Source organism: Candidatus Pelagibacter sp. (assembly GCF_052049775.1).
Classification (GTDB): Bacteria; Pseudomonadota; Alphaproteobacteria; order Pelagibacterales; family Pelagibacteraceae; genus Pelagibacter.
In genome coordinates, this window is the sequence record NZ_JBNGZH010000064.1 from 1 (window position 1) to 9,802 (window position 9,802).

The 9,802-nt window shown below is 26.1% G+C and carries 9 protein-coding genes and 1 tRNA gene; 2 read left to right on the top strand and 8 right to left on the bottom strand.

The genetic code is table 11. The features are described 5' to 3' along the window. From ACTT83_RS06340 to ACTT83_RS06365, 6 genes are all read right to left on the bottom strand, one after another. Positions 1-319: dTMP kinase (locus ACTT83_RS06340; RefSeq protein ID WP_440919240.1), on the bottom strand; the 319-nt coding region annotated here is incomplete at its 3' end. Continuing rightward, complete coding sequence (locus ACTT83_RS06345; RefSeq protein ID WP_440919241.1) at positions 312-1,463, bottom strand: D-alanyl-D-alanine carboxypeptidase family protein; 1,152 nt, start codon at positions 1,461-1,463, stop codon at positions 312-314. The genes ACTT83_RS06340 and ACTT83_RS06345, both read right to left, overlap by 8 nt. Then, positions 1,456-2,205, bottom strand: a complete 750-nt coding sequence (locus tag ACTT83_RS06350; protein ID WP_440919242.1) for a hypothetical protein — start codon at positions 2,203-2,205, stop codon at positions 1,456-1,458. Before ACTT83_RS06350 ends, ACTT83_RS06345 begins: the two co-directional genes overlap by 8 nt. Continuing rightward, a complete protein-coding gene (locus ACTT83_RS06355) occupies positions 2,195-3,196 on the bottom strand; it encodes a lytic murein transglycosylase (RefSeq protein WP_440919243.1) in 1,002 nt (333 codons plus the stop codon). The genes ACTT83_RS06350 and ACTT83_RS06355 overlap by 11 nt, the downstream gene beginning before the upstream one ends. Continuing rightward, positions 3,183-4,061, bottom strand: a complete 879-nt coding sequence (rarD, locus tag ACTT83_RS06360; protein ID WP_440919244.1) for an EamA family transporter RarD — start codon at positions 4,059-4,061, stop codon at positions 3,183-3,185. The genes ACTT83_RS06355 and rarD overlap by 14 nt, the downstream gene beginning before the upstream one ends. 265 nt (positions 4,062-4,326) lie before the next feature. Next, positions 4,327-6,615: a restriction endonuclease gene (locus tag ACTT83_RS06365; RefSeq protein WP_440919245.1), complete on the bottom strand. Its 2,289-nt coding sequence runs from the start codon at positions 6,613-6,615 to the stop codon at positions 4,327-4,329. 141 nt (positions 6,616-6,756) lie between these two features. Here ACTT83_RS06365 and ACTT83_RS06370 point away from each other — a divergent pair. Then, positions 6,757-6,846, top strand: a tRNA-Ser gene (locus tag ACTT83_RS06370). An 8-nt stretch (positions 6,847-6,854) separates the two neighbouring features. On the opposite strand, the gene ACTT83_RS06375 is transcribed toward ACTT83_RS06370, so the two are convergent. Further along, positions 6,855-7,112: a succinate dehydrogenase assembly factor 2 gene (locus ACTT83_RS06375; RefSeq protein ID WP_440916416.1), complete on the bottom strand. Its 258-nt coding sequence runs from the start codon at positions 7,110-7,112 to the stop codon at positions 6,855-6,857. A 22-nt stretch (positions 7,113-7,134) separates the two neighbouring features. Here ACTT83_RS06375 and recG point away from each other — a divergent pair, with 22 nt between their 5' ends. Beyond that, positions 7,135-9,186, top strand: a complete 2,052-nt coding sequence (gene recG, locus ACTT83_RS06380) for an ATP-dependent DNA helicase RecG (RefSeq protein WP_440919246.1) — start codon at positions 7,135-7,137, stop codon at positions 9,184-9,186. Here recG and ACTT83_RS06385 read toward each other — a convergent pair. Next, on the bottom strand, positions 9,183-9,802 hold a 620-nt coding region (locus tag ACTT83_RS06385), incomplete at its 5' end, for a DUF502 domain-containing protein (protein ID WP_440919247.1). The genes recG and ACTT83_RS06385 overlap by 4 nt on opposite strands.

Consider the following 9,802-nt stretch of genomic DNA (forward strand, 5'->3'; position numbering starts at 1 on the left):
TTCCAAAATGTTGGTAGGCAATTGTAGAGTCGGTAAACCTATCAAGTAAAATTATCTTTTTTCTAAAATTTTTTTTCAAATTATCCATATTTTCACTTCTGGCCGCTAAATAAAGTAATAAATCGGTTTTTTTTTTAAAATGAGATTTCTTATCTAAAATTAATTTTCTTATTTTTTCTGAGTTCTTATTTCCTCCAGGCTCTCTTAACTTTATATGAGGTATTTTTTTTCTTTTTAGATATTTAGAAACATTATTAATATGGAAAGTTTTTCCACTACTTTCAATACCCTCAAAGGCTATAACAATTTTTTTAGACATCACCCCAAATCAAATAATTTAAGGATTTCATTAACCTTGAAAAAATATTTACTTTGTTCACTTGCTCTTTTGCCAAAAGATCATATTCATCAATTAATTCATCATCATAAATAATCCTTAATTTTGCTAAAACTTGATCTTTACTAATTGGAGCTTCCACAGGTCCTTCATATAACATTTTAACTTTTAACAATTTTTTCTTACCTTTTTTAATAATTTTATAGATATCTTCCTTAGTATAAACTTTAACAAAATCCTTTTTTCCTAACCAAACATCAACGCTATCAAAATCTTCTCCTGTTTTATTTATTTCTACTAAATCAAAATTCGTTAAACCATATGTTAATAGTTTTGAGCTCTCTCTAGATCTAGAATTTTTAGTTTCGAAACCACTAGCTACTGCAATTAGCCTTCTACCTTTTCTTTCTAATGATGATGCTAAAGAATATTTTTCCACTGCTAGATATCCAGTTTTAATTCCATCTGCACCTATATTTTTATATAGAAGTGGATTTCTATTTCCTTGAGTAATTGGATCACCACCAGTTCTATCCCATGTAAATTCTTTTTCACTGAACCATTCGTAATATTCTGGATAGTTTTTAATTAAATAATGAGACATTATCATTATATCTTTTACTGTTGAATAATTGTCAGGATCATTAATTCCAGATGAGTTAGCAAAATTTGTATTACTCATACCAATTTCTTGTGCTTTGGAAGTCATCATAATAGCAAATTCCTCTTCTGTACCTGCTATCCCTTCAGCTAATGCAACACAAGCGTCGTTTCCTGAGGCAACAATTATACCTCTAAGTAAATTTTCTACACTCACCTCATCATTAACCATAACAAACATTGAAGAATATCCAGAAGTTGATAACCGCCAAGCTTTCTCTGAAATAATAAATTTTTCATCTAAAGTTAAATCGCCTGATTTAATTAAATCAAAAGCAATAATGGAGGTCATTATTTTCGTCATTGAGGCAGGATAAATTGATCTATCTGGTTCTTTTTCGTATAAAATTTCACCCGACAAAAAATCTTGTAAAATTGCTGTTCTTGCTTTTATCTCAATATTAGAATGTGCGCTATTAAAAATAAAAAAAGTTATAAGAATTGTAATTAGAAAATTTTTAAACATTTTTTAGCACTTCTAAGTTTTCGAAATTAAGAGATTTTAACTTCTCAAATGACTCTTTCAAACTTTTTATATCATTAAAAGGACCTATTAATACTCTAAATTTAGTTTGAGATAATTTTTTTACCTTTGAGTTTTTTATAGAAGTTTCATCTTTGATTCTAGAAATCATCATTTTGGCAGTAGATTTATAGTAAAAATCAGCAATCTTTATTGAGTAAGAAAATTTTTCTTTAGTTGTTTTTTTTTCTTTTTTCTTAGTTTTGCTTAAATCATTAATTTGAATACCATCAATTGGCGCCTTTTCTGCAACATTTTTTTCCTCATCGAAAGTTTTACTTTTTTTTGCAATAAAAGTAGAATTTCTAGATATTAACACTATTTCTAATAAGGGTTCATTGAAATCAAGATCTAAATCTTCAGCAATTCTTCTAGATATAACAGAATTATAAAAATCTGAAAATTTTTGGTTATTAGATTTTACTTCTGCAATTAAAGATTTTCCATTTTTTGGATTTGTAATCTTAACAGCAGATTTTCTTTTAAGTGATTTGTGATGAATCATTAATGATCTATCATCTAATTTTTTAATTTTTTTTATATTTCCGTCAAAAATTAAAGCAAAGCCACTATTACTATATTTTTTCTCTATTTTTGTTTCAATCTTATCTGGTTTTATTGCTACTTGTTCACAACCTATTAAAAATATTGATAACAAAAATATTAATAAAATTTTATAATTCATTTTTAAATTTATCTTTTAAGGTACAAACAGCTAAAGCAAATCTTAGAGATCTATTCCATTGGAGAATTATTTCGTAGTTATCAAATACAATATATGCAGGATTTAAAGTATCTGCACCAGGAATAATATCTTTGTCTGGAGTGATTATTGCAACATTATAATTTGATTTTAGAAAACTTATATCATCATAATTATCAATATATTTCTTAAAAAATCCTAATTTTTTTTTATTTTGGAGTTTTTTTGCAGAAACATTCAAATATTTTTTTGGAATATCATCTTTAAGATCTATTCTATAAAAACAAGGCGAGTCTTTTTTCCAACCAATTTTTTTAAGATAATTAGCTGCTGAAGCATAAGCATCATGAGAATTTTTTAAATCAATATAATTATCAGTATTAAAATCAATTGCGTGATTTTTTATGGTTGAGGGCATGAATTGAAAAAAACCAAATGCACCTGCCCATGAACCATACAATGATTTATAATCTATCTGATTTTCATCAATTAATTTCAATAAGATTAAAAGCTCTTTAGTAAAAAATTCAGATCTTCTTTTATCATAACTTAAAGTTGCTAGTGAAGAAAGGATATCCATTTTTCCAACATAAGTTCCATAATTTGTTTCAATGCCCATCAATGACAATAAAAGTTCTTTCTCAATTTTAAACTTATTTTCAACAATATTAATCAAATCTTTATTATTAAAGTAGAAGTCAATACCTTTATTTAATTTTTTTGTAGAAGATCTCTTTGATATATAAGTTTTGGTGTCTTCATAAAATTCAGGCTGGTATCTGTCATATTTTATAACATTTGCTAAAAACTTAGTATCTGTCATTACTAAATCAAAAGTTTTCTCAGAAATATTATTTGCTAAAGCTCTTTGTTTGAAATCTTTTTTCCACTTTTCAAAATCTATATTCTCATTTGCAAATAAGTTGGAATTTAAAAAAAATAGAATTAAAAAAAAAATTTTAATTTTTTTCATATAAGTCATTTAAATATATAATTACAGCAATCCAAATAATAATAAAACTTAGAAATTTAACTAATGAAAAATCCTCTCCATAATAAAAATAACCTAAAATGAACTGTAATGTTGGCGTTATATAAAATATCATTCCGGTAGGTCCTAATCCAATTAACTCAACCCCTCTTACATATAGAAACAAAGGAATCACAGTCATTGGACCAGCTAAAAGTAAATATAAACTTAATCCTGGATTACTTAAGTTAAAGTCGTTTAAACCATTATTTACAATTATATAAAATGCGACTAAAGCAAAAGGGAAAATATATAAACTTTCAATTAACAACCCAATATCGGTATCAATTTCGATTTTTTTTCGAACTAAATTATAAAAGGCCCAACTAAAAGCTACAATGAGACCGACCCATGGTAATGATTTAAGATTAAAAAAAATTAAAATTAATATTGAGACAAAAACTAGAATAATTGAAAAAATCCTTTTTTTGTTTAGTTCCTCTTTAAAAAAAATATACCCCAAAAGAACACTAATTATTGGCATTATAAAATAACCAAAACTAGCATCAATAATCCTTTCTGATGCAACAGCATATATCCATATAGACCAATTAACGAAAATTAAAAAACCAGACAAAAATAATGAAATTAATTTTTTTTTATCTTTTACCTCTTTTAAAAAAATTTTCCATTTAGACAGAAATGTTGTGGTTAAAATTAACATTATTGCTGTCCACAGACATCTGTGAACAACTAATTCAGTATGACCAATAAAAGAAACTGACTCAAAATATATAACTCCAATAAATCCCCACCAAAAAGAACCTAAAGAAGTTAATATTAAACCTTTGTTAAAATCATTTTTCATACTAATTAAATGAATAAAATATCATGAGTAATTAGACTATTTTATTGTTGAATTAAATATTTTTAATTATAAAAGCTTCTACACGGAGAGATGGCTGAGCGGTTGAAAGCACCGGTCTTGAAATTCCAAGTAATCCCTACCCCCTTTAAGACGATTCACATACTTATGAAGTCATTGCTTACTTTTTGAAATTTTACTTTTACGAAAAATGTGCTTTTCTTGGATTGCCTAAGCTAGCAAACTTGTACGCCGCTTGTACGTAAATTTAATTAAGAAAATTAAGATTAATTAATTTATTACCATCTATTAAAATTAATGATTTTTTTTCAGCATATTCTAAGGCATCTTTTGTAAAACTTGATGTAGTAATGACACCACCAAACGTATTACTAGGATAATCTGTCAACGTACCAACCAAATTCCTTAAAACAGAAATACCAACTTTATCTTTCCAGCATTTGCATTCAAATAAAAAAGTTCTTAATTCTTTTTCAATTATTTTTGTTGCTATAATATCTTTACCACCATCGCCTGAACCACCAGTATGAACAGTTTCAAATTTATTTTTATTCAGCCATTTGTTAACATCTATTTCAAATTTGAACCAGTCAGGTGTTTGTTCTCCAGGAGAAACAGTAACATTTTCTTGAAATAATAATTTCAAAGCAGACTTGCTTCTATATTTAACATTAGATCCCTTTAAACCACCTCTTTCGTGAGGTTTTACAAAAGTAAAATTTTCTTTTATTTCAAAACCATAGTTTTTTGCTAAAGCAATAGCTGTATCTGAGGGTTTACCATCAACTTTTCTCAAATGAGCTACTACCCAATGTGATCTACGTTCATTATAATTTAAATTTGTTTCAAGTTTTTTGACGCCTATATTTCTAATATATTTAACTCTAGGAATATATTTAATCGATTCATAAGAAGTTTTTTGGCCTCTTATTTTTCTTTTAATGTTCCTCCTTTCATATTTAAATACACTCTCTCTTACTTCAACAACCCAAAAATCTCTCACTATTGAGACTATCAATAATTTTAAAGCAACTCTAATTCTATCATTATCATCTTGATCGTTGGACATAGGTAAAAAATCTGTCATGCCTATATCCCATTTTTTTTCATCAATATTAAAATATCCATAAAATGACCTTCCATTTGAATGGTTTAAGAGAAAATAGATATTGTTTTTAAATTCACTTACAACTAACGATGTAAAGCTTCCAAATTGAATTTCTACTCTTGCTTTATAAGGAATTGTCCAGATCTTATTATTACTTGCTTCATTAATAATATCATCTATCATTTTTTTTGCCTCATCCAAATCACCTTCCAGGGAAATATTATCAAATAATCTTTTTGAAGTGTCATCTTTAAATCCTGAATCCTCTATATCAAATTGGTTTGCGAAAACTGTTGAAGCCTCTAAAACATGATGAAGATCAAATGGAGTTATATTGTCGGTAAAAGCATGCCAATATTGATCTTCGATATGCTCACCTGTAGCCTTTTGTTTTTCCTCAATGTCTTTAAATTTCCATGTATCAACCTCACAATGAATTATTTTACCCGTGGAACTATCTATTGATGGACATACTTTGCCATTATTACTATGAAACAGTACTAATACTATAAGAATAAATTTACTATCAAATATAAATCCGTTTATAAATTTTTTATCAGAGTCAGAAAATAGTTTTTGTTCTTTTAAAATAGATTTGATTTTTATTCTTTCGGCTAAATATTCTAAAATTTTTTCAGGTGAATTTAAAGTAATTTTAAAAAAATCAATAATGGATAAAAAGTCTTGGTTTATGTAAAATTTACAATATTTTTTATATTCATCATTAATTTCAAAACTTTCTATTTTATTTAAAGTATAATTGGGATCATGATCATCCCATATATAAAATATATCATCAGCTATACCTGAATTTAAAAATGAATATAGCAAAGGGTACCTAAAATCACTTACAAATTTATGATATTTATTTTTTAATCTATGCAATGAGCTAACTTGCATCATTAACTCTGAACCCTGATACAAACTTTGATTTTCATTTACATCGAAACATTTTTTGTAAAGGTCTAAAACATTTTTATCATCATTTTTATAAATAATCTTTTTATAACTTAATGAGTGATTGACTATATTAAAGGTTATTAGATTTGGTTTAATTGATTTGTACAAGATATTCTGGGCGGGCACAAAGATTTGACCTATCATATCTAGCAAATAACCTTCATGATCTTTTACTAATTGGTTAACATTGATTGAGAGATAATTTCCAAATCTAGACCAACATAATTCAAAATTTGATAATCTGATATTTTTTTCATCAATATAATTCAAATTTACATCAGAAAGTTTGCAATAAATTTCATTATCATGAGGGGAAATAAATGATGAAAGAACTGGTGTTTCCTCATAAATTTCTGTTAAGTTTTTATTTAATCTTTTTTTCTCACTATCAACAATTAAGACACCTCCGTATAAAAATTTATAATCAAATTGTTCTAAATTTTTCTCTCTCTGTTTATAATCTGACATTTTATTCACTAAATATAATTATCATATAAAGGATTTTATAGGATAACTTGAACAAAACTTGTACGCCAGGTAAAATTTCTAAAATTATAATGTCTGTTTTTTAGTTGAATTTAAATATTTTACTTATAAAACCTTGCTTACGGAGAGATGGCTGAGCGGTTGAAAGCACCGGTCTTGAAAACCGGCAAAGGGGCAACTCTTTCCTGGGTTCGAATCCCAGTCTCTCCGCCACATAATTGTTAATATTTAAAATTTTTAAATAAATTATTAATTTTATTATCTTCAAATTCAATGTTGGTTTTTAAACCATTATAAAAATTATAAAGATTATTATCATCTATTTCTAAGAATTTTATTAATTCATTTAAATCTTCAACATTTAATTGATCTATGTATTTATTAGTGAATGCTCCTAAAAGTTTATCCATTTCTTTCGTACCGCGATAATTTGATCTGTATATAATTTTTTTTTTTATTTGTTCTATATCAGCGGTCATATTAGGAATATAATATTAGTTTATGGATATTAAAAGAAATTATGAATATTTATTATCTGACCTTAAATCTATAAAAGGTGTTGGTTTAAAAACATCAAATTTATTAAAAAGAAAAAAAATTAATAGTATTTTTGATCTGTTATGGAAATTACCAAAATCTTATACAGATCGAAGTTTATCCTCGAAAATTAAAGATTTAAAAATAGATGAGATACAAACTATAACTATAATTCCTCAAAAATATTCATTTCCAAGAGTAAGAAACTTACCAAATCGAGTTTTATGCAAAGATGAAACTGGTGAAATAGATTGTGTTTTTTTTAATAGTTACGAGGGATATATTAGAAAAATATTACCTATTGGAAAAGAAGTAACAATTAGTGGTAGAATTAAATACTTTCGAAATAAATATCAATTAACAAATCCTAAATATATTTCAGAAGACTCATCTATAATAAAACAAAAGCATAATACCTATTCATTAACTGAGGGAATTAGTGAAAAGGTTTATAATAAAATAATATTTCAAATTATTGAAAATTTACCTCAGATTGATGAGTGGCACTCAAAAGATATATTAAAAAATTTTGATAATATTGGCTGGAATGACTCAATCAAAAAATTACACGATCCAGAAAACATTGGTAAATTCAAGGAAAATTTCTATCAAAGACTTGCATTTGATGAAATTTTTTCAACTTTTTTGGTTAATTCAGAAATTAGAAAAAAGATCAAAAAAATAAAAAAAACAAAGAAAAAATTCGATATTAAAAAACAAGGTGAAATAATATCAAAATTAGATTTTTTCTTAACCAATGATCAAACTAAAACATTAAATGAGATTAATAAAGATTTGTGCTCAGATAACAAGATGTTCAGATTACTTCAGGGTGATGTTGGTAGTGGTAAAACAATTGTAGCGTTATTATCTGCATTCAATACCATCAGTTCTGATTTTCAAGTAGCAGTAATGGCTCCTACAGAAATATTAGCAAGACAGCATTTTTTATTAGCAAAAAAAATATATCCAAAAAATATTAAAATAGAATTAATTTCTGGAAAATCATCATACAAAGATAAGAAAAAAATTTTAAATAAACTTAATAAAAAAGAAATTGATATTATTTTTGGAACACATGCCTTATTTCAAAAAAAAGTAGAATTCAAAAAACTAGGTTTAATAATAATTGATGAACAACACAAATTTGGAGTTAGTCAGAGAAAAAAATTATCTGATAAAGCTGGGAAAGATTGTGATGTTCTTTTAATGACAGCAACACCAATTCCACGTACTTTAACAATGACTATTTACGGAGATATGGATCTTTCGATTATACGAGAAAAACCGAATAACCGAAAACCTGTAAAAACTTATAGTAAAATTGAAAGTAAGATTGAGGATGTAATTAAATTCATCAAGAAAGAAATACAACTTGGAAATCAAATTTTTTGGGTATGCCCTCTTATAGAAGAGTCAAAAAAAATTGATCACTCTTCAGCAATTAAAAAGTCTGAATATCTAAAAAAAATTTTTCCAAATGAGGTTTATTTACTCCATGGAAAAACAACCATTGAGGAAAAAGAGGAAATCTTAAACAAATTTTTAAGAAATGAATTTAAGATATTAGTTTCTACTACTATCATTGAAGTTGGTATAGATTTTCCTAATGCAAATTTAATTATAATAGAAAATGCAAATAAGTTTGGTTTGTCTCAATTACATCAACTTAGAGGTAGAGTTGGAAGAGGCAACAAAGAGTCTTCATGTGTATTAATGTTTAAGTCAAATCTAAGTGAAAATGCTAAAAAAAGGATTAATATATTAAAAGATTCTAATGATGGATTTAAAATATCTGAAGAGGATATGAAGTTAAGAGGTTTTGGAGATATTCTTGGTTTTAAACAAAGTGGAATAAAAAACTTTAAATTGGCAGATCCAATACATAATCATAACCTTTTTATTTTAGCTGAAAAAGAAATTAAAAGAATTGAAAGTGAAAAAGAGGATATAGGGAGATTTAAACCATTAATTAAATTGTATGATCGTGCAGATATAATTAACGATATAGCTTAATTCTTACCTGTGGATGTTCCTGCAGAAACAATAAATTTGGATGCCTCTTCAAATGTCATATTCAGATATATAACTTCATCTATAGGAAACATTAGTAAAAAACCACTTGTAGGATTTGGTGTAGTTGGAACAAATACGTTTATTAATTTTTTATTTGTTTTTTCAGCCATTTCACCTTTATTTTCTTTTGTTGCAAATCCAACAGCCCAAACACCTTTTCTTGGGTATTCTACTAAAACAACACTTTTTTTATCATTCTCATCTTTATTAGAAAATGTCTCGGTCATTTGCACTATTGCCGAATAAATAGTCCTTAATACAGGAATTCTTTTAAATAGATCATCAATAAGTTTGAGAATTCGTTTACCTAAAAAGGATAATGATAATCCCCCAACAATTGTTATAAATGCTACAGAAATAATTATTTCTATTCCAGGTATTGCAAAAGGTAAGTAGTTATTAGGATTTATATTTTCTGGAATTATTTTAGAAGAAATTCCTATTAAAATTTTACTTAAATATAAAGTAAAACCAATAGGAATTAATACCACTACACCCGTTATAAAATAATTTCTAAGAATAAGAGTAAGTGATCGTTTTTTTTTATTCTTTTTCA